Below are 19,101 nucleotides of genomic sequence, written 5' to 3' on the forward strand. Positions count from 1 at the left end.
ACTAACCCGATGATTAAAAATGGTCTGTTACTGGGCCTGTTTGCCTTATGTTGCACAGGCCTAGTTGCATTAGTCAATGCGCTAACCAGTGACACCATATTATTGCAACAGCAAAAACAATTAACCTTAACGCTGAACCAAATTATTCCAACTGAATTACACGACAATGTACTCAGTGAGCAATGCATTTTGGTTAACTCTCCGGAGCTTTTAGGCACTAAAGCAGACTTACCGGCATATCTTGCCTATAAAAATGAACTGCCCGTAGCCATCGCGATAGAAGCTATTGCACCAGATGGTTATAACGGTGAAATAAAACTCATTGTTGGCGTGAATAATCAGGGAGAAATATTAGGTGTCCGTACCCTCTCCCATCAAGAAACACCAGGGCTTGGTGATAAAATTGACCTTCGAAAATCTGATTGGGTCACTCATTTCAGTGGTAAATTATTTAAAGACAACACCAACATGTGGAAAGTAAAAAAAGATGGTGGCCAATTCGATCAATTTACGGGTGCCACGATTACTCCGCGTGCTTATGTTAAAGCGATCGCCAATGCACTGACATTTGTCGAACAACATCGCCAAGCACTTTATCAAAGTCATTATGCCTGTGAGGCCAACCATGAGTAAATACAGTGAAATTGCAGCTCAGGGGCTATGGAAAAATAACCCCGGTTTAGTGCAACTATTAGGGTTGTGTCCGCTACTAGCTGTTACGGCTACCATCACCAATGCATTAGGTTTGGGCGTCGCTACATTGTTGGTATTAATTGGCTCCAATGTTTTGGTCTCTTTGGTTCGCGATTTTGTACCTAAAGAAATTCGTATACCAGTATTTGTCATGATCATTGCCGCACTTGTTACTTGCGTGCAATTACTGATCAACGCTTATGCCTATAATTTATATTTGTCATTAGGTATTTTCTTACCTTTGATTGTAACCAACTGCGTCATTATCGGCCGCGCAGAAGCATTTGCCTCGCGTAACTCATTAGCGCATTCGGCATTCGATGGATTAATGATGGGCTTAGGCTTTACCGCTGTACTGGTTGTTTTAGGTGCTAGCCGCGAATTGCTCGGCCAAGGAACGTTATTTGGCGGTGCAGATTTACTATTAGGTGATTGGGCAAGTGTGTTAACCATTCATGTATGGCATGTGGACACGCCATTTTTATTGGCTATGTTGCCGCCGGGAGCATTTATTGGCATGGGATTATTAATAGCCCTTAAAAATGTCATCGATAGCCGAGTTAACGCCATGCAACCTAAAGTTGAAAGTGTTAGCGTAACGCGTGCGCGGATCACTAAAGTCAACTAACACGACTGCACAGTTAATCTGGAGCGGCCGTAAACTTAACGATAAATGACCGATTATTATGAATAAAGATAAGCGATACCAGATACTTAGCAGATTAAGAGACAATAACCCTAAGCCTGAAACTGAATTGAACTTTTCGAGTCCATTTGAGCTACTCGTTGCGGTCACGCTATCAGCACAAGCAACCGATGTGAGTGTCAACAAAGCAACTGATAAGTTGTTTCCGGTTGCCAATACGCCTCAAGCAATATATGACTTAGGGATTGACGGGCTTAAGCAATACATCAAAACCATAGGCTTATACAATAACAAAGCTGTTAACGTGATTAACGCTTGTAAAATGTTGATTGATTTACATGCTGGTGAAGTACCAGAGAATCGTGAAGCATTAGAGGCTTTACCAGGCGTAGGACGTAAAACAGCAAATGTGGTCCTCAATACCGCCTTTGGCTGGCCAACTATTGCCGTCGATACTCATATTTTTAGGTTAGCAAATCGAACTAAGTTTGCCCCTGGCAAAAATGTCGACCAAGTTGAATTGAATATGCTTAAAGTGGTGCCGAGCGAGTTTAAAATAGATGTGCATCATTGGTTTATTCTACACGGACGTTATACTTGTTTAGCACGAAAACCACGATGCGGCAGCTGTATAATTGAAGATTTATGCGAGTTTAAAGACAAGGTATACCCAGAAGAATAACCCTCAAAGCACCGAAGGCACTTTGAGGGTTTTGTATCAATATATTGGATATTAACTCATCAATTAATATCCAATACATCTTTCGTGATGGCGCAAATGGGACTATCTATTTTTTGCTGACGCTTAAAACAACGACACAAAAAATGCACTAAAACAAATCGCAATAACAACAGTAGTACCTAATGCCATTTTCAATTCTGTATTCATTGTCTTGCCTCCAAATGTGTATATGGCAACAATAACGCTTTTTAGCGTTTAACCCAAAAAATATCCTCACAAATGTGAGCTAAAGCAAAATTTTATTGGTATCAACCGCTAATATTTTCATTGTCATCCGAGCTTGTTAAACTTAGATAAATTTTTATAAGAGAGCATATCATGTCGCAATTACTTCATACGATGATCCGAGTAGGCAACCTAGAACGCAGCATTCAATTTTATACCCAAGTGATGGGCATGAAGCTACTGCGTCAATCTGAAAACTCAGAATATAAGTACACCCTCGCCTTTGTTGGTTTTGGTGAAGAAACCACAGGCCAGGCCGTTATCGAATTAACCTATAACTGGGATGTCGATAGTTACGATTTAGGTAATGGTTTTGGACATTTAGCCATTGGCGAAGACGATATTTATGCGCGCTGTGAAGCCATCGCTGCTGCTGGCGGTAAAATCACTCGAGCCCCAGGCCCAGTAGCTGGCGGTAAAACTGAAATAGCCTTTGTAGAAGACCCTGACGGATACAAAATCGAATTAATTCAAAAGAAATCGGCGACCAAAGCACTTGGTTAATATTGCCTTGCTGCAGCATTAGTTTTGCTTAAAGTACGCTTTAGAAACGCTAGATATAATAAAACCAGCATAAGCTGGTTTTATTATTTTGATGACCGAGATTTTGTACCAACACATCACTGTTAATGACGGTATACCTGAACGTCATTAATGTATGGCTAAAATAGAAATAAACAGGTTAAGCTTTTTCAGGTCTAACCAAACTAAAATGATCATAGGCTCTTTGAGAAGCGATACGCCCTCTTGGCGTGCGTTGTATAAACCCTTGTTGAATTAAAAAAGGCTCCAATACATCTTCAATTGTTTCGCGGTCTTCACCGATGGCTGCCGCTAGATTGTCCAATCCAACAGGGCCACCCATAAATTTATCAATAATGGCCAATAATAATTTACGGTCTAAGTAATCAAAACCTTGGTCATCTACATCCAATAAATCCAATGCATATTCAGCCACTGTTTGAGACACTTTACCGTCATGTTTTACTTCGGCATAATCGCGTACTCGACGTAATAATCGATTGGCAATTCGCGGAGTTCCGCGTGAACGTTTAGCAATTTCAATAGCCCCTTGTTCATCTATATCAAGATTCATTACGTTGGCTGAACGAGTTACAATTGTGGTTAAGTCTGCGACGTTATAAAACTCTAAACGTAATGGAATACCAAAACGAGCCCGCAATGGCGAGGTTAATGCACCAGCACGAGTCGTGGCGCCGATAAGAGTAAATGGCGGTAAATCTAATTTAATTGAACGCGCGGCTGGACCATCACCAATCATAATATCCAGTTGGTAATCTTCCATTGCTGGATAAAGAATTTCTTCCACTACAGGACTTAAGCGATGGATTTCATCGATAAACAGCACATCACCTTCTTCAAGATTGGTTAATAATGCAGCTAAATCACCCGCTTTTTCAAGCACAGGGCCAGAAGTGGATTTGATATTCACGCCCATTTCATTAGCCACAATCATGGCTAACGTTGTTTTCCCCAAACCTGGAGGACCAAAAATCAGCATGTGATCGAGGGCTTCACGACGATTTATCGCGGCTTGAATAAAAACCTTAAGCTGAGCTCGAGTATCATCTTGACCGGTATACTCATCCAACATTTTAGGGCGCATAGCACGATCAATCAGTTCATCTTGACCTTGTACCTGCGGTTGGATTAGTCGATCAGCTTCAATCATTTTTACGTACCCTGTTTATGCATATCATATTTATAGCATTGATTTTAATGCAGCTTTAATTAGCGTTTCTGAACTCATGCCTTCTTTAAAAGCCGCAGAAACTGACTTGCTGGCCTGAGCTGGTTTATAACCTAACGACAATAAAGCTGAAATGGCATCTTCTTCTGCACTATCAACAGCCGCTGCTGGAGTATAATTACTTTGCAGCATAAACTCGCGCTCTGAACCTGCAGAAGCTTCAAGTAAGCTTTTAAGTTTATCACGCATTTCAATCACCAAACGCTCTGCGGTTTTCTTACCAACGCCAGGCAGTTTTACTAAAGTCGCAATATCATCACGTTCAACACATGACACGAACTCAGACGCTGTCATACCCGACAAAATAGTTAATGCCAGTTTAGGCCCAACGCCATTGGTTTTAATCAATAAACGGAATAATGCACGTTCTTGTTTAGTGATAAAACCGTAAAGTAGCTGAGCATCTTCACGCACCACAAAATGAGTAAATAACATAGCAGCTTGGTTTAACGCTGGTAATTCATAAAAGCTGGTCATCGGCACTTGTAACTCATAACCGACGCCATTGACATCAAGCACCACTTCAGGCGCTTGTTTTTCTACTAATATTCCGCTTAGACGACCTATCATTTGTATCTTCCATATGTTCTGCTGCTAGCTTTACCGCCCATAGCGATAAGGCTTTGATAAGTATGAAAATGGCATATTGCTACCCCTAATGCATCAGCCGCGTCAGCTTGAGGAGAAGCAGGTAGTTTAAGTAATTGCTTAATCATATGTTGAACTTGCGTTTTTTGAGCTCGGCCGGTCCCCACTACAGCACTTTTAATCTGAGTTGCGCTATATTCCGCAACGGGCAGTCCAGCACAAGTAGCTGCAACAATTGCCGCGCCTCTGGCTTGACCAAGCTTTAAGGCTGAATCAGCATTTTTAGCCATAAATACCCGCTCAATAGCAAACTCATCTGGTTTATATTGGGTAATGATTTCGCATAAGCCTGCATAAATTTGTTGTAATCGTTGTGGTAAATCATCAGCAGAGGTACGAATACAGCCACTACCAAGGTAAATCTGTTGACGGCCTTGGCATTGGATCACACCGTAGCCTGTAATGCGGGAGCCGGGATCGACTCCTAAAATAATGGCCATTCATGCCTCATGCGTTGTCTAACGCTTGCATAACGTCATCTGATATCTCAGCATTATGATATACCTCTTGTACATCATCATGGTCTTCTAAGATATCGATTAAACGTAAAAATTTTTCGGCGGTATCAGCATCAAGTTCAGCTTTTAATGATGCAACCATAGTCACTTCAGCATGAACAGATCCAAAACTAGCACTATCAAGTGCATCTTTGACTTTGCCAAAAGTCTCTGGAGTGGTGAATACATCGATTGAGCCATCATCATGCGTGATGACATCTTCGGCACCAGCGTCTAATGCACTGTCGATTAAGCTATCTTCATCAATATCGGTGTCATAGGAAATAATGCCAGATTTTGTAAACAAATACGCCACTGAGCCATCGGTACCTAAATTACCACCCGACTTATTAAAAGCATTGCGCACACCAGAAACGGTGCGATTTCGATTATCGGTCATCGTTTCAACCATGACCGCTGTACCACCAGGACCATAGCCTTCATAAATAATGGTTTCTAATTGCTGACCATCCATTTCACCGGCACCGCGTTTGATTGCTCGTTCAACGGTGTCACGGGTCATATTATTGGATAAGGCTTTATCAACTGCAGCGCGTAATCTGGGGTTGGCATCAACATCTGAACCGCCTTCACGAGCGGCGACGGTAAGCTCTCGAATAAATTTGGTAAACAGCTTACCGCGTTTAGCATCTTGTGCGGCTTTACGATGTTTTATATTGGCCCATTTACTGTGTCCTGCCATCTTAAACTCCTGTTATCCAATTGGATCATTCAAGTAGAAAACCATACCTGTTAAAAACATACCGAGGCAGCAGCCTCGGTATGTGGTGCTCTTTTAAGAGCCTATTACGCTGAACAATAATGTTTATTCTTCAGTTTTAACCTTTTCAATCACCGCTATACCCAATTCAGTTAACTGCACTGGGTTTGCAAAACCAGGAGCGTTAGTTAATGGACATGCTGCGGTAGTTGTTTTAGGGAATGCCATTACGTCACGAATTGAGCTTGCGCCGGTCATCAACATAATAATACGATCCAAACCAAATGCTAAACCAGCGTGTGGTGGGGTTCCGTAGCGTAATGCTTCAAGCAAGAAACCAAATTTTTCTTGTGCTTCTTCAGCTTCAATACCTAAAATACTGAATACAGTACTTTGCATTTCGGCGTTATGAATACGCACTGAACCGCCACCTAATTCACAACCATTTAATACCATGTCGTAGGCATCTGAAATAGCTGCTGCTGGATCTGCTGCTAATTCTGCTGGGCTAATACCGCGAGGCGCAGTGAATGGATGATGAACAGCGTGGAATCCACCGTTAATTTTCTCAAACATCGGGAAGTCGACAACCCACATTGGGCGCCACTCACCTTCAAGTAACTTGAAATCTTCACCGGCTTTTAAGCGCAATGCGCCCAAAGCTTCTGCCACGACATTGGCTTTATCTGCGCCAAATAGAATGATATCGCCGGTTTGTGCACCTGTACGACTAATAATGTCGTTAACAATAGATTCTGTTAAAAACTTAAGTACAGGCGACTGAATACCATCCATGCCTGCAGCTAAGTCATTTATTTTCATCCACGCTAAGCCTTTAGCACCATAAATGCCGGCAAATTTAGTGTAATCGTCAATTTGCTTACGAGATAAAGATGCACCAGTTGGAATACGAAGTGCCGCAACGCGACCTTCAACATCATTTGCAGGGCCATTAAATACCGCAAATTCAACATCTTTAACCAAATCAGCAATATCAACTAATTCAAGTGGATTACGTAAATCAGGTTTATCTGAACCATAACGCTTCATTGCTTCGGCGTAGGTCATACGAGGAAAATCACCTAAATCTACATTCAATAAATCTTGAAATAAACCGCGCATCATTTGTTCAGTTTTTTCCATGACTTGTTCGGCAGACATGAATGAGGTTTCAATATCGATTTGAGTAAATTCAGGCTGACGATCTGCACGTAAATCTTCATCACGGAAGCATTTTACGATTTGATAATAGCGATCAAAACCAGACATCATCAACAACTGTTTGAACAACTGTGGTGATTGAGGCAAAGCAAAAAATTGACCTTTATAAGTTCGACTTGGCACTAAATAGTCACGCGCACCTTCTGGAGTGGCTTTAGTCAAAATAGGCGTTTCGATATCTAAAAAGCCATTGCCGTCTAAAAAGCGACGTACTGAGCTGGTCACTTTTGCACGAAAAATAAGGCGCTCGGCCATTTCTGGACGACGTAAATCTAAATAACGGTATTTTAAACGTTGTTCTTCACTATTGTTTTGATAGTTATCCATGCTTAATGGTAAAGGAGCTGACGCATTAATAATGGTCAGTTGCTTACCCAAAATCTCAATTTCACCGGTTTTCATTTGTGAATTGATTTGGCTTTGTGGACGAGCGCGAACAACACCTTTTATTTGAACACAAAATTCACTGCGCAATGTGCTTGCCATTTCAAAAACATCTTTTAGATCTGGGTCATAAACAACTTGTACTAGCCCTTCTCTATCGCGTAAGTCTAAAAATACAACTCCGCCTAAATCTCGACTACGGTTGACCCAACCGACTAAAGTAACTTCTTGACCTAGATGAGACTGATTAATGTCTCCACAATAATGACTGCGCATTGAACTCTATCCTTTATCCACAAAGCGGTATTTTGGAAATCGAAAACGATAAAAACGGCATTATATACCGTGACTCAAACTTATGCATTGAAGTATCAGGCAGATTGCATCAATTAACCAGACCTATAGCGAATAAACTGGATCAACTGACGGAAAAATCAGCAACTAAAATCAGCTCATTTTATATTGATGACCGCCCACCTTTTTAGCTTGATACATTAACTGATCTGATTTTTTCAATAATGAAGCAGCGGTATCGGCATCATTAGGAAAAATAGCGATACCAATACTGGCCGAAATAGAGACATTAATATCATCGATTAATAACGGTTTCTTTAATCCTAATAAGATATTTTCAGCCACTTGACGGGCATTTTCTTTGGCTTCGATATGATTTAATAACACCACAAACTCATCGCCACCAAAGCGAGCAACCGTGTCAGATTCTCTTACATGCTTGCCTAATAATAGGGCGATACGCTGTAATAACTTATCCCCAACATGATGACCATATTGATCATTTATTGCTTTAAAACCATCTAAATCAATAAACAACAGTGCAAATTTTGATTTATCTCGATGATGAGTCAATGTGGCTTGCGCTAATCTATCGTCAAGTAAACTGCGATTTGGCAATGCGGTTAAATTATCATGATTGGCCATAAATCGAAGATTTTCTTCAGCTTTAAGGCGTTTTTGAATTTCGACATTTAGGCGCCGATTCGACATTAATATTACAATGGCTATTAGGGTGATAATTAACAAACCAATCACTAATATTTTCAACCACCGTTGATAGCGTAATGTGTCACTATTAAGATCTAGCGAGACCCATTTTTGGTACATGTTCTGTTGTTCGGTTTCATCGATAGTCGCAATTACTCTATCAATCAAAGGCACTAAATTTTTCACGCCTGGGAATAACCCTATGTGGCTGTGCTGCTCGGTTAACTCTGCTAATAAAGACATTTTCAAACTCGGATATTGGCCACCTTTTAACGTAGTCGCCAATGTTGCAACTTGTTCAACAAACATATCCGCGCTACCGGTGATAACGGCTTCCATACCTTGTTTAGTGTCTGCAACGGGCACTAATTTTATACCTGGGTATTGTTGGCGAAGCTGATCGACAATATGGTAACCGTCAACAACAGCCAGACGTTTACCTGTGACCTGTGAAATATTAAAAATGGGAGGTTGGCTTAGCGACGTGACTATCGCCCAAGGTGATGGCCAATATGCTAAAGAGAATGCTAGTTTGTTTTCGCGCTCAACCGTTTTAGCCATACTGGCCACTAAATGAATTTCACCTTTAATTAGGTCATTCATCATGTTACCAAAATCATCGTAAGCCACTGGGATAATAGTTAAATTGAGTTGCTTGACTAGTAAGTTTTTAATGTCTGCATTCACCCCTAAAAACTCACCATTTTTGCCCTGGAATTCCATAGGGGCCCAATTTTTCAGGTAACCCATTTTAATGGCTCCTAAACTACTAACATATTGCTTTTGTTGCGTTGTTAATTTTATTTTATTGGCAGAATTCGCAAAAAAGCGGTCATCTGGATTAATTAACCATTTACGCTCAACCTGAACTTGTTCTTCAACAGAAATTAAATTAAATCCAGCTTGAATCCGATCGGCTAAACCACTGTCGTCAATACGGGTTAATACATACATATCTGTCGAAAATTCGATATCAGTATATTGACGAAATTCTGCCCACAACTTATTAGCCAATAAATAATGAGACGTCATTGCTGCAGATGAAACAAAACCGCTGATTTCATCGTTACGTGCGGCTTTAACCATGGCATCTAATGAATCATAAAAGCGTAATTGCGCCTTAGGAAAAGCTTTTTTAATATCACTGATATAAGGCGCGGTAGGATAAACGCCAATCCGCATCGCAATGTCTTCAATGTTATTTAATGTTAAGTTTGAGCTAAAAAAACGGCTTTTAACCGAAATAATATGCCACGCTTGTTTCAAACCAGTGCGCATATCTTGGCTTTCAGGGTAACCAATATGAACATCTGCGACACCACGTTTAACATCATCAATTGTACTGCTCATGTCACCAGCGACAAAATCAATATTGATACCGGTTTTTTCAGACCATAAAGTCCACAAATCCACCAACATTCCATGTGGTAATCCATCAGCACCGATATCCGCATAAGGTTCGACACCGTTTTGCATCGCGATAATCACCCCTGTAGTTTGTCGATGATAACCTAACCACCGCCGCTCTATTTGCTGAATAACTTTTGCAGGTATTAATTTAAAGCCCTGGTTAATCTTGTTGAGAAGATCCAAATCCCCTTTTACCACCGCAGGGGCTAGGTTGATTTTTTTGATGAGAATACGCGATGAACTGTAAAAGTTGGCGGCTATGTCTTGTTCAAGCGCCAAATTGCGCTGGTATCCTTCAATACCGGCAAAAACAAATAGCTCACCTTTTACGGCGGCTTGTAATAATTGTTCACGATTTTGATAACGCTTAAAACTAAGCTTAGGTTCTAGCGCTAGTAATGTTGCTTCATGGGATGATCCACTGACGATACCGACTTGATAGGGAACCAAATCGCTAATTTGTTTTTTACTACTCAGCGACTTATGAATGTATAAATAGGTATTTAAGGAAGTAAATGGTTTTGCAAAATCGAACTTTTTCAACCGTGCTTGGTTTTGAGACATACCAATATGTATGTCAGCTTTTTTCTGTTCCAGCTGATCAAGTGACTGTTGCCAATGCCGAGACACAAATTGTACCTTAGTATCAGTAATGATGGACCACTCGCGCCATAAATCGACCAAAATCCCTGCTGGAGTGCCCTTCTCATCCAAATATTCAAATGGATAAGTATCTTCACCCATCACGATGACTAAGGGTACATGATCTACTGACAGTTCGGTTTTATCTGAATGTATTGCCTGCGCGGGTAATGATATCCACGCAAATAACATTGCTAATATCCAAGGTATAAATTTCAAGTTTTTTCCCTAATACTTTCACTTTTTATACTTATTTATTTAATAAGCTTAGTCATTGCCATTTTCAGGTGAATTTACTTACCCCTTAGGCACGATATGAATCATGAAGGAGCGTAAAATGCTTGAAAGGCATAGCAAACATCTTTTGTTGCTATTTTGTAACAATGATAAATAATATCATTATTCAGTCTTGAGTCATGCTAATTTTATGAATAGAAATTAATAATCTGAAGCTTATGTACATAATACCAGCATTCATGAGCATTCAAAACCAGCCTCATTAACATGATTGTCAACAAATTGAAAAAAAACTCACAAATTACCAGCTAGATACTTGCTGCAGTTCACCATGATTAGCTAAAATACATTTCTAACTTTTCCACATTACAGCTGATGAACTCTCAACAAGATACGATATACGCTCATGTGACCGACCAAATTACAGATTTTCAATTTGATCAACGTGTTGCCGGTGTATTTAATGACATGATCCGTCGCTCCGTTCCTGGCTACGCACAAATCATCAATACCATTGGTGATTTTGCTAACCGTTTTGTCACACCCCAAAGCAATATATACGATCTTGGCAGTTCATTAGGCTCAGCTACGTTAAGCATTCGTCGCCAAATTGAAGGGCGCGGATGTCAAATTTATGCGGTAGACAACAGTCAGTCGATGATTGAACGTTGCACTGAAAATCTTGCAGCGTATGTCAGCGACATCAAAGTCAATTTATTGTGTGCTGATATCAGAGATATCGACATCAAGAATGCCTCTATGGTGGTGTTAAACTTTACCCTACAATTTCTACCCACTCATGATCGGGATGCTTTAATTAAACGTATTTACGATGGTATGTTACCGGGTGGAATTTTAGTCATTTCAGAAAAATTATTCTTTGAAGATAACCATATCCAACAATTACTAGATGAACAGCATTTAGATTTTAAGCGCTCAAATGGGTATAGTGAGCTCGAGATAAGTCAGAAACGCAGTGCATTAGAGAACGTTATGCGTCCAGACAGCTTAAATGTACACCAACAACGCTTAACCGAAAACGGCTTTAGTCACTTCTCAGTTTGGTTTCAATGTTTTAACTTTGCATCTATGGTAGCGATTAAATGATCAATTTTAGCTCTTTTTATAAAGACATTGCTGATTCGAACCTACAACACTGGTTAGAAACTTTACCGGCAATTTTAGGTAAATGGCAACGAGATCATAAACACGGTAATTTACCTAAATGGGAAAAAGTGCTCAATAAATTACATTATCCTCAACCGGATAATATCGATTTTAGTAGCAGTGTAACGATTGGAACAGGAGAACAACTCAGCCCCGGACAAGTTGAAAAACTCACTAATTTACTGGCGGTGTTTCAACCATGGCGTAAAGGTCCATTTTCCGTTCATGGTATTCAAATTGATACTGAATGGCGCAGTGATTGGAAATGGGATCGAGTCAAAAATTTTATTTCGCCATTAAAAAATCGCACTGTGTTAGATGTGGGTTGTGGTAGTGGCTACCACATGTGGCGGATGTTAGGTGATGGTGCAACTCGCGTTGTAGGCATTGATCCTTCACCGTTATTTTTATGCCAATTTGAAGCAATCAAACGAGTGGCCGGCAATCAGCACCCAGTATATTTGTTGCCTCTGGGCATAGAAGAATTACCTCCATTAGATGCCTTTGATACGGTGTTTTCTATGGGCGTGCTCTACCATCGTCGCTCACCGATAGACCATTTACTACAATTACGCGACCAATTAAGAGTCGGTGGTGAACTGGTACTTGAAACACTGGTGATTGATGGCGATGAAAATGCAGTACTTGTTCCACAAGATAGATATGGCAAAATGAACAACGTTTGGTTTATACCATCTGTTGCTGCCTTAATGTTATGGTTAAAGAAATGTGAGTTTATTGATATTCGTTGTGTTGACATCGATATCACCTCACTGGCAGAACAACGCAGCACCCACTGGATGAAAAATGAATCTCTAGTCGATTATCTCGATCCTAATGATGTGAGTTTAACCGTAGAAGGTTATCCCGCGCCCAAGAGGGCCATCATTATTGCAACAAAGAACCAACCGAATCACGATCTAGTATAAATATTACTATTCAACAGGAATTGACATGTTAAAGCAGGTAATTGCTCTATCCGTTGCAGCGGCCCTAATATCGGGTTGTACAACCATCCAAAAACCAATAACACCTCCGCTGACAAATGCTGACTTGAATAGCAGTTTGCAAGTTTCGCAAACCGTCATTATTGATGCAATTAATTCACAGAATAGTCAGCAAGCAAGCGACATAAGCGCTCTTTCTGAGGAAATGCGTAAGTTGAAGACTCAGATAAGCACCGCGATGAGTCAAAAACCAAAAACCATCATTGTTCAACCACCAATGCCAAAACCAGTCTCGGTTCCACAACAATGTCCGGAAGCTATGATTGGCGAGAAGTTTTTACTTGGTGAAGTCGAGAGTGTATTTGTTGATGAAGTCAAAGCCAAGTTTGCGACTCGCATCGATACTGGTGCTGAGTCATCATCTTTAGATGCGCGCAATATCGTATTGTTTGAACGAGAAGGCGAACAATGGGTTCGCTATGACGTGATGACTAATGGAATAGACCAACCCGTCAATACATTTGAATCTAAAGTTGAGCGCTTTGTCCGTATAAAACAAGATGCTGATACAGGTGATGATCGCCGCCCAGTTATCCACGCCCATTTAAAAATAGGTAAATATGCAGCCGAAACGGATTTAAACCTTACGGATCGAAGCCACCTAGATTATCCTTTGTTACTAGGTCGTAAGTTTATGAAAGATATTGCCATTGTTGATGTAGGCCAAATCTACGTTCATGGTAAAGCCAAAAACCAAATTACCACGTTAATTAAGTAGGATCCGTAATGCATTCTCGTAAACCGTTTTACATATTCGTTGCGTTGCTATTTATCATTGGTATTAGCACCAGCATATATCGTGGTGTTGAACACAATGTGCCTTTTTTACCTGGTGAACAGGTACAAAGCTGGGCTGTGGATGCCAAAATCAGTTTTAATGGAACGAATCAACCTGCTGAGGTCAATTTCTCATTACCGAACGATCCTGCATTTGACATCTTAGTTGAAAATGCATCATCACCAGGTTATGGCTTAAATATTTCAGCTGATGCCCATAATCGTCGCGCAGTATGGTCAATACGTGATGCTTCTGGCTCACAAGCATTATATTACCGAGTGACTTTAGTACCGACAGGCAAGCTTAATATTGAAGCTGTCGAAGAACCTGCCACGCCAGAATTATATTCATGGCCTGCAACAGAAAAATCAGCAGCAGAGCAAGTCATTGAAGAAGTATGGGCTCGCAGTGCGACTAATTTATCGTTTGCTCAACAATTGATGAATTTGATTAACGATAACGATCAAAGCCAGAATATGGCGTTGTTATTATCTGCTAATACTTCAACCAATTTGTTTGTACGCATGCTGCATTCAAAAGGTGTCCCTGCACGTATCGTTAATGGTTTGCAACTTGAAGATCAGCGACGTCGTCAACAGCTTACATCATATGTGCAAGTTTATAACGATGGAGCATGGGAGCTTTTTGACGTCCCAAACAACAAAAAAGGCCGTGATAATACCCTAGTGCTATGGGAATATACTGGTCACTCTGTGCTAGATGTCATGGGAGGAAATAATTCATTAGTTAATTTCTCAATGCTACAAGATACTCGTTCAGCATTAGCAACATCTATCGACATGATGATGAATGACGATGCATGGGATTTCTCCCTATATCAGTTACCACTTGAAGAACAAAGCACCTTTAAAGGCATTCTATTAATCCCAATCGGCGTATTAGTCGTGGTGTTTTTACGTGTCATTGTTGGCATCAAAACATCAGGTACCTTTATGCCTGTTTTGATTGCGCTAGCGTTCATCCAAACTACCCTATTAACTGGCTTAATCGGTTTCTTATTGATTGTTGCCTTTGGTTTAATGATCCGCTCCTATCTGTCCACACTCAACTTACTGCTCATATCCCGAATATCGGCGGTCATTATAGTGGTGATTTTTATTATCGGCTTGTTTACCTTAATTTCATTCAAGTTAGGTTTAAGTGAAGGATTAACCATTACCTTCTTCCCGATGATCATTCTTGCCTGGACTATTGAACGTATGTCTATTCTGTGGGAAGAAGAAGGTCCTAAAAAAGTCTTTGTATCGGGTGGCGGTAGCTTATTTGTGGCGACATTGGCGTACTTAGCTATGGACAACCAATTAGTTCAACATTGGGTATTCAACTTCTTAGGCATTCATTTAGTGATTTTAGCCTTGGTATTAGTGATGGGACAGTACACTGGTTACCGTTTAACTGAGCTAAAACGCTTTAAACCATTAGTTGGAGAGCAATAATGAAGTACGCCTGGCCCTGGGAATTGAGCCGTAGCGGTGTACTCAACATGAACAGGCGCAATATTAGCTATATTGGTCGTTATAATCAGCGTAAGTTTTATAAACGCGTTGATGACAAACTAATTACTAAGCAACTTGCGCTTGCTAATGGCATTGCGGTTCCCGATTTAATTGGGGTTGTTCATGAACAACATAAAATCCAAGAAATTCCAGCTATGGTTCTTGACCGTAGCGGTTTTGTCATAAAACCGGCAAAAGGTTCTGGCGGTAAAGGCATTATGGTAATCACCAGAGTGAGCAATGGCTGTTATTACAAGCCCAATGGCCACGAAGTGACTCATAGTGAAATTTATCGTCATGTATCTAACATTTTAAGTGGTTTATTCTCACTCGGCGGTAAGCCTGATGTCGCGATTGTTGAAGGACTAATTGAATTTGATCCAGTTTTTGAAGGCTTAAGTTATGAAGGTGTCCCTGACATCCGCTTAATTGTGTTTAAAGGCTTTCCTGTCATGGGAATGTTACGTTTATCAACTGCTGCATCTGATGGTAAAGCAAATTTACACCAAGGCGCTGTAGGTGTGGGTTTGGATATCGCTACCGGAAGCAGTTTGCATGCTGTGCAATTTGATTTACCCGTTGATAAGCATCCTGATACTCATTTTCCACTGTCGAACATCAAAGTTCCTCATTGGGAAACCTTACTCCACACAGCATCGAGTGCCTACGAAATGTGCGAGTTAGGGTATTTAGGTACTGACATGGTGTTAGATAAAAACAAAGGCCCACTGCTACTTGAATTGAATGCACGACCAGGTCTAACAATTCAAATTGCCAACGGTAGAGGGATTTTACCTCGACTTAAGCATGTCGAAGCGATGAAAAGCTCAACAATGTCAGTTGAGGAACGCGTGGCTTATGCTAAAAAGCATTTTTGTAGCAACCCTATTTTTTAATATTTTGGCCACAGCAAGCGCTGTGGCTAATCCCTTAGCACTGTTCGTCGAACAGTGCTTACAATATCAACCTGATTTAGGACAAGACAAGCTTGTTTCTTTTCAGTCTGTTGAACAACAAGCTGTTGAATTTGAAAAACGCACACTTGCGTTAAATAATATCAACGACAGAATTCAATATTACCGCCCTTTCGCCAACGACAGCCTAAATAGACAAGGCTTATTATGGTGTCAATTACACCTTGCCGATGAACTTTATGCGCTAGCTACAGCAACCAATACCCAACGCTTAATTGATCAGTTGCTACAGCTTCGACCACCTTATGATCAATTAGGACAACGCTTAGTCGCCATAAGAGAATCGCAGTGGGAGTTAATCCAAAAGTCAAAACTGCACAGCGCCCAGGCAAGCAATAATCAAGCATTATCACAGCAGCAATTTACCATGCAGTTTAATCAGCCGGACTGTGCATTAACTAATGAACTGAATGCGGATAGCAACAATACCAATATTGAAATTCGTATTGCCAAATATTTACTTAAACAGCCCAATGAACATTGTAGAAAACAGGCTTGGCTTGCCTATCAAATTCGAGCGAAAGACAAACAAGCTTCAGCGCTTGCATTAATCCATCAATTACAACAACAGCATGCTATTGCTCAAGACTATGATAATAGCGCACAGGCACAACTCTCATTACATGACCTAACGCCACAGTTGTTAACGCAATTCTTAGCAAGCCAAACAATTAACCTTGATATTGCGCCATGGAATATCGCCAATGCTCTTAGCCGAGTCAGTAATTCATCGACCATAAAGCCGATTGCTACGGATGCATTTTTACAGAAAATCTTCGAAAGCCTAAAAGCTTTAGATCTCAAGTTTGAATTCATCACAGTAGGTGATGCTAGAGTTGATCATTCTAAAATAGACAAAACGACGTCGCCTAGTGATAGTCAACAAAACAGCCTTAGTGATACGCAACTCATCCGCGTTTGGCACCAACAGCGATTAATGGGAGAAATTTTTACATATACACAAGATGAACAACACGATCCTTTAAACGTAGATAGTCAATTGATAAAACAAACTGTTATAGGTCATCAATTCGGTCAATATTCGCTAAACTTTCCATCACAATTAACCCACGTAAAACAACAACAAAAATTAATTAACGCATTAAGTCGAGCAATAGTATCCTTGGCGCAAGGTCGTCAGTTTTATTTCCTCACCAATAGAGCACAAAACACTGAGGCCCATGCGATTGCCACGCAATGGCTCGCATACTACCTTGAGCAGCAGCTAAACCTACCAAAATTGTCTAAACGTCATCGATTAGTGGCGCAATATCAACAACAATTATGGGTATTTAGAGCAAAGGTTTCGCTAGCTTTTTATCAATATAAAGGTGATTTCAAAGGTGCGCAGCAGGAGGTTTGGTTAAGCCATAATCAATCTCTGTCTACAGCTTTTGAACAAAGCTTTGGCTTACCATGGCCAAACGCAACGGATGCAATATTTAGTTATCAAGCTATTGCTAATCAAGGTATTAATCATTATCTTCCTTTATGGCAAACGGCATTGGCTCAATTAATCATTGCAAAGACACCAGCCCAAATATCGCCTAATGAGATATTTGATTTATTGGTTGTAAACGAAACACATTTAACCTTAAACGATCAACTTGAGCGGCTTATTGGCCTACCAATTGACCCACATTCACTTATCAGGAGATTTAAACATGCTGGAACTACGCAAGAGTAAAACACTCTCGTATTTACTATTGTCAGCTACGTTGTTTAGTAGTGTGGCGTTCGCTAAAGAGTCAGTTGAAAAAACATCACATAATTTAACGGCTGATCAAGTTTATCAAGGAATTAAAACCAATTTAGAAACCAACCTTTATTCATTACCTCCGCGTGTGCAAGGGCATTATGCTATTCGTCAATTTCGTATGACGGGCGAAACCAAATACGCTAATGGCTCATTAATCGATTTACTAACCATTGCAGAGCGCCAAGCTTACTATTCTTGTAATCTTGATAAACCCGGTTTTATTAAAAGCGAATCACAAATTGAAGTGGATAAGTTAGGCAAAGGTCCTCGCGGTATCGCGCGTAAAGAAGCCATCGCCCCTTACCCGAATTTTATGTTATATAGCGATGTTTTATTACGTTACGCCAGTCGTGTAGACGAGTTTGGTTTTACCGGACCGTGTCATGATTTAATGATTAAAACGTTAAAAAATGCCAACTTAGAACCCGCTTTAACAGATAAGAAGATGATCAGAGCTTGGGCGGCACAGCTAATTAACTATGTGTACTGGGCTAAGCAAGTTGGTGTCGGTGATTATTATGAAGCTTACAAAAAAGCCTTCATTAACACTTATCCTGACAGCAATGATGCTAAGCTCAAAAAGAGTCAATATAAAAACAAAGTTTATGGTATGACTCACTTTATTTTTTCAGCTAGCGAGTATTATCAACATTCGGTTGACCCAAAAGAATATCAGTGGATTTTAAATTACTTTGAAAAAAACATTGATCGCATTTTGACCGATACTACCGAAGATATTATTACTGAAGTAGGTATTAGTTTCTTAATTACTGGCAACGGTGATAACCCAGTGGTAGATAAAGTTAAAAAGCATGTGATTGCAGCTTACGATCCTAAACTGATGATGATCCCGTCACCACATGGCAAAGCTGAATTATCTTCTGGTGAACACAGAAACGTATTAGCAATGATGTTACTAGATTGGCCTGAAACGTTACATAAAGGACCATATTTAAATAATATTCCTAGTACTAAGAAATACTTACCTAAACTGGTTAAGCCTAAAGCGTCTATGAACGATGCCAAATCACACTAAATGTTAACAGTGAAAAGTTGGGGC

At 40.3% G+C, this 19,101-nt stretch carries 17 protein-coding genes; 11 read left to right on the forward strand and 6 right to left on the reverse strand.

Annotation, left to right across the window (positions count from 1 at the left end; genetic code table 11):
• The first annotated feature begins 9 nt into the window (after positions 1-9).
• The 4 genes from rsxG to gloA all read left to right on the forward strand — a co-directional run bounded on the left by rsxG (position 10) and on the right by gloA (position 2,810).
• Positions 10-633, forward strand: coding sequence for an electron transport complex subunit RsxG (rsxG, locus tag EGC86_RS11140; protein ID WP_041413580.1), 624 nt, complete (start codon positions 10-12; stop codon positions 631-633).
• A complete protein-coding gene (locus tag EGC86_RS11145; RefSeq protein ID WP_011637633.1) occupies positions 626-1,321 on the forward strand; it encodes an electron transport complex subunit E in 696 nt (231 codons plus the stop codon). The genes rsxG and EGC86_RS11145 overlap by 8 nt, the downstream gene beginning before the upstream one ends.
• Positions 1,322-1,379: 58 nt before the next feature.
• Positions 1,380-2,021 carry an endonuclease III gene (gene nth, locus EGC86_RS11150; RefSeq protein WP_123777613.1) on the forward strand — a complete coding sequence of 214 codons (642 nt, stop codon included), beginning with the start codon at positions 1,380-1,382 and terminating at the stop codon, positions 2,019-2,021.
• Between the two features lie 378 nt (positions 2,022-2,399).
• Entirely contained in the window at positions 2,400-2,810 is a 411-nt protein-coding gene (gloA, locus tag EGC86_RS11155) for a lactoylglutathione lyase (protein WP_123777614.1), read from the forward strand.
• 178 nt (positions 2,811-2,988) lie between these two features.
• Here gloA and ruvB read toward each other — a convergent pair whose 3' ends face one another.
• The 6 genes from ruvB to EGC86_RS11185 all read right to left on the reverse strand — a co-directional run bounded on the left by ruvB (position 2,989) and on the right by EGC86_RS11185 (position 10,821).
• Complete coding sequence (ruvB, locus tag EGC86_RS11160) at positions 2,989-3,999, reverse strand: Holliday junction branch migration DNA helicase RuvB (RefSeq protein WP_123777615.1); 1,011 nt, start codon at positions 3,997-3,999, stop codon at positions 2,989-2,991.
• Between the two features lie 30 nt (positions 4,000-4,029).
• Entirely contained in the window at positions 4,030-4,647 is a 618-nt protein-coding gene (gene ruvA, locus EGC86_RS11165; RefSeq protein ID WP_011637637.1) for a Holliday junction branch migration protein RuvA, read from the reverse strand.
• Positions 4,644-5,165, reverse strand: a complete 522-nt coding sequence (ruvC, locus tag EGC86_RS11170) for a crossover junction endodeoxyribonuclease RuvC (protein ID WP_011637638.1) — start codon at positions 5,163-5,165, stop codon at positions 4,644-4,646. Before ruvC ends, ruvA begins: the two co-directional genes overlap by 4 nt.
• A 7-nt stretch (positions 5,166-5,172) precedes the next feature.
• Positions 5,173-5,925, reverse strand: coding sequence for a YebC/PmpR family DNA-binding transcriptional regulator (locus tag EGC86_RS11175; protein WP_059743773.1), 753 nt, complete (start codon positions 5,923-5,925; stop codon positions 5,173-5,175).
• A gap of 123 nt (positions 5,926-6,048) precedes the next feature.
• Complete coding sequence (gene aspS, locus EGC86_RS11180) at positions 6,049-7,824, reverse strand: aspartate--tRNA ligase (RefSeq protein WP_123777616.1); 1,776 nt, start codon at positions 7,822-7,824, stop codon at positions 6,049-6,051.
• A gap of 171 nt (positions 7,825-7,995) precedes the next feature.
• Positions 7,996-10,821, reverse strand: coding sequence for a diguanylate cyclase domain-containing protein (locus EGC86_RS11185; protein WP_123777617.1), 2,826 nt, complete (start codon positions 10,819-10,821; stop codon positions 7,996-7,998).
• Between the two features lie 393 nt (positions 10,822-11,214).
• On the opposite strand from EGC86_RS11185, the gene cmoA reads away from it, so the two are divergent.
• Genes cmoA through EGC86_RS11220 form a run of 7 tightly spaced genes read left to right on the forward strand, consistent with a single transcriptional unit; the run spans position 11,215 to position 19,077 of the window.
• A complete protein-coding gene (cmoA, locus tag EGC86_RS11190) occupies positions 11,215-11,946 on the forward strand; it encodes a carboxy-S-adenosyl-L-methionine synthase CmoA (RefSeq protein WP_123777618.1) in 732 nt (243 codons plus the stop codon).
• Positions 11,943-12,935 carry a tRNA 5-methoxyuridine(34)/uridine 5-oxyacetic acid(34) synthase CmoB gene (gene cmoB / locus EGC86_RS11195; protein WP_059743780.1) on the forward strand — a complete coding sequence of 331 codons (993 nt, stop codon included), beginning with the start codon at positions 11,943-11,945 and terminating at the stop codon, positions 12,933-12,935. Before cmoA ends, cmoB begins: the two co-directional genes overlap by 4 nt.
• Positions 12,936-12,960: 25 nt before the next feature.
• A complete protein-coding gene (locus EGC86_RS11200) occupies positions 12,961-13,731 on the forward strand; it encodes an ATP-dependent zinc protease family protein (protein ID WP_011637644.1) in 771 nt (256 codons plus the stop codon).
• An 8-nt stretch (positions 13,732-13,739) separates the two neighbouring features.
• The gene (locus tag EGC86_RS11205) at positions 13,740-15,248 is read left to right on the forward strand and encodes a UUP1 family membrane protein (protein WP_011637645.1); all 1,509 of its coding nucleotides are present in this window, start codon (positions 13,740-13,742) and stop codon (positions 15,246-15,248) included.
• Positions 15,248-16,204, forward strand: a complete 957-nt coding sequence (locus EGC86_RS11210) for an alpha-L-glutamate ligase-like protein (protein WP_011637646.1) — start codon at positions 15,248-15,250, stop codon at positions 16,202-16,204. Before EGC86_RS11205 ends, EGC86_RS11210 begins: the two co-directional genes overlap by 1 nt.
• On the forward strand, positions 16,167-17,969 hold the full coding sequence (locus tag EGC86_RS11215; protein ID WP_123777619.1) for a hypothetical protein: 1,803 nt from the start codon (positions 16,167-16,169) through the stop codon (positions 17,967-17,969). Before EGC86_RS11210 ends, EGC86_RS11215 begins: the two co-directional genes overlap by 38 nt.
• A complete protein-coding gene (locus EGC86_RS11220) occupies positions 17,947-19,077 on the forward strand; it encodes a DUF3541 domain-containing protein (RefSeq protein WP_123777620.1) in 1,131 nt (376 codons plus the stop codon). Before EGC86_RS11215 ends, EGC86_RS11220 begins: the two co-directional genes overlap by 23 nt.
• Positions 19,078-19,101: the final 24 nt, after the last annotated feature.

Origin of the sequence: Shewanella frigidimarina (assembly GCF_003797125.1) — a bacterium.
GTDB classification, from domain to species: Bacteria; Pseudomonadota; Gammaproteobacteria; order Enterobacterales; family Shewanellaceae; genus Shewanella; species Shewanella frigidimarina.

What these genes read in the sequence shown, in the direction of transcription:
- rsxG (WP_041413580.1), top strand. Translation starts at nt 10, where the DNA reads ATGATTAAAAATGGTCTGTTACTGGGCCTGTTTGCCTTATGTTGCACA.
- EGC86_RS11145 (WP_011637633.1), top strand. Translation starts at nt 626, where the DNA reads ATGAGTAAATACAGTGAAATTGCAGCTCAGGGGCTATGGAAAAATAAC.
- nth (WP_123777613.1), top strand. Translation starts at nt 1,380, where the DNA reads ATGAATAAAGATAAGCGATACCAGATACTTAGCAGATTAAGAGACAAT.
- gloA (WP_123777614.1), top strand. Translation starts at nt 2,400, where the DNA reads ATGTCGCAATTACTTCATACGATGATCCGAGTAGGCAACCTAGAACGC.
- ruvB (WP_123777615.1), bottom strand. Translation starts at nt 3,999, where the DNA reads ATGATTGAAGCTGATCGACTAATCCAACCGCAGGTACAAGGTCAAGAT.
- ruvA (WP_011637637.1), bottom strand. Translation starts at nt 4,647, where the DNA reads ATGATAGGTCGTCTAAGCGGAATATTAGTAGAAAAACAAGCGCCTGAA.
- ruvC (WP_011637638.1), bottom strand. Translation starts at nt 5,165, where the DNA reads ATGGCCATTATTTTAGGAGTCGATCCCGGCTCCCGCATTACAGGCTAC.
- EGC86_RS11175 (WP_059743773.1), bottom strand. Translation starts at nt 5,925, where the DNA reads ATGGCAGGACACAGTAAATGGGCCAATATAAAACATCGTAAAGCCGCA.
- aspS (WP_123777616.1), bottom strand. Translation starts at nt 7,824, where the DNA reads ATGCGCAGTCATTATTGTGGAGACATTAATCAGTCTCATCTAGGTCAA.
- cmoA (WP_123777618.1), top strand. Translation starts at nt 11,215, where the DNA reads ATGAACTCTCAACAAGATACGATATACGCTCATGTGACCGACCAAATT.
- cmoB (WP_059743780.1), top strand. Translation starts at nt 11,943, where the DNA reads ATGATCAATTTTAGCTCTTTTTATAAAGACATTGCTGATTCGAACCTA.
- EGC86_RS11200 (WP_011637644.1), top strand. Translation starts at nt 12,961, where the DNA reads ATGTTAAAGCAGGTAATTGCTCTATCCGTTGCAGCGGCCCTAATATCG.
- EGC86_RS11205 (WP_011637645.1), top strand. Translation starts at nt 13,740, where the DNA reads ATGCATTCTCGTAAACCGTTTTACATATTCGTTGCGTTGCTATTTATC.
- EGC86_RS11210 (WP_011637646.1), top strand. Translation starts at nt 15,248, where the DNA reads ATGAAGTACGCCTGGCCCTGGGAATTGAGCCGTAGCGGTGTACTCAAC.
- EGC86_RS11215 (WP_123777619.1), top strand. Translation starts at nt 16,167, where the DNA reads ATGCTAAAAAGCATTTTTGTAGCAACCCTATTTTTTAATATTTTGGCC.
- EGC86_RS11220 (WP_123777620.1), top strand. Translation starts at nt 17,947, where the DNA reads ATGCTGGAACTACGCAAGAGTAAAACACTCTCGTATTTACTATTGTCA.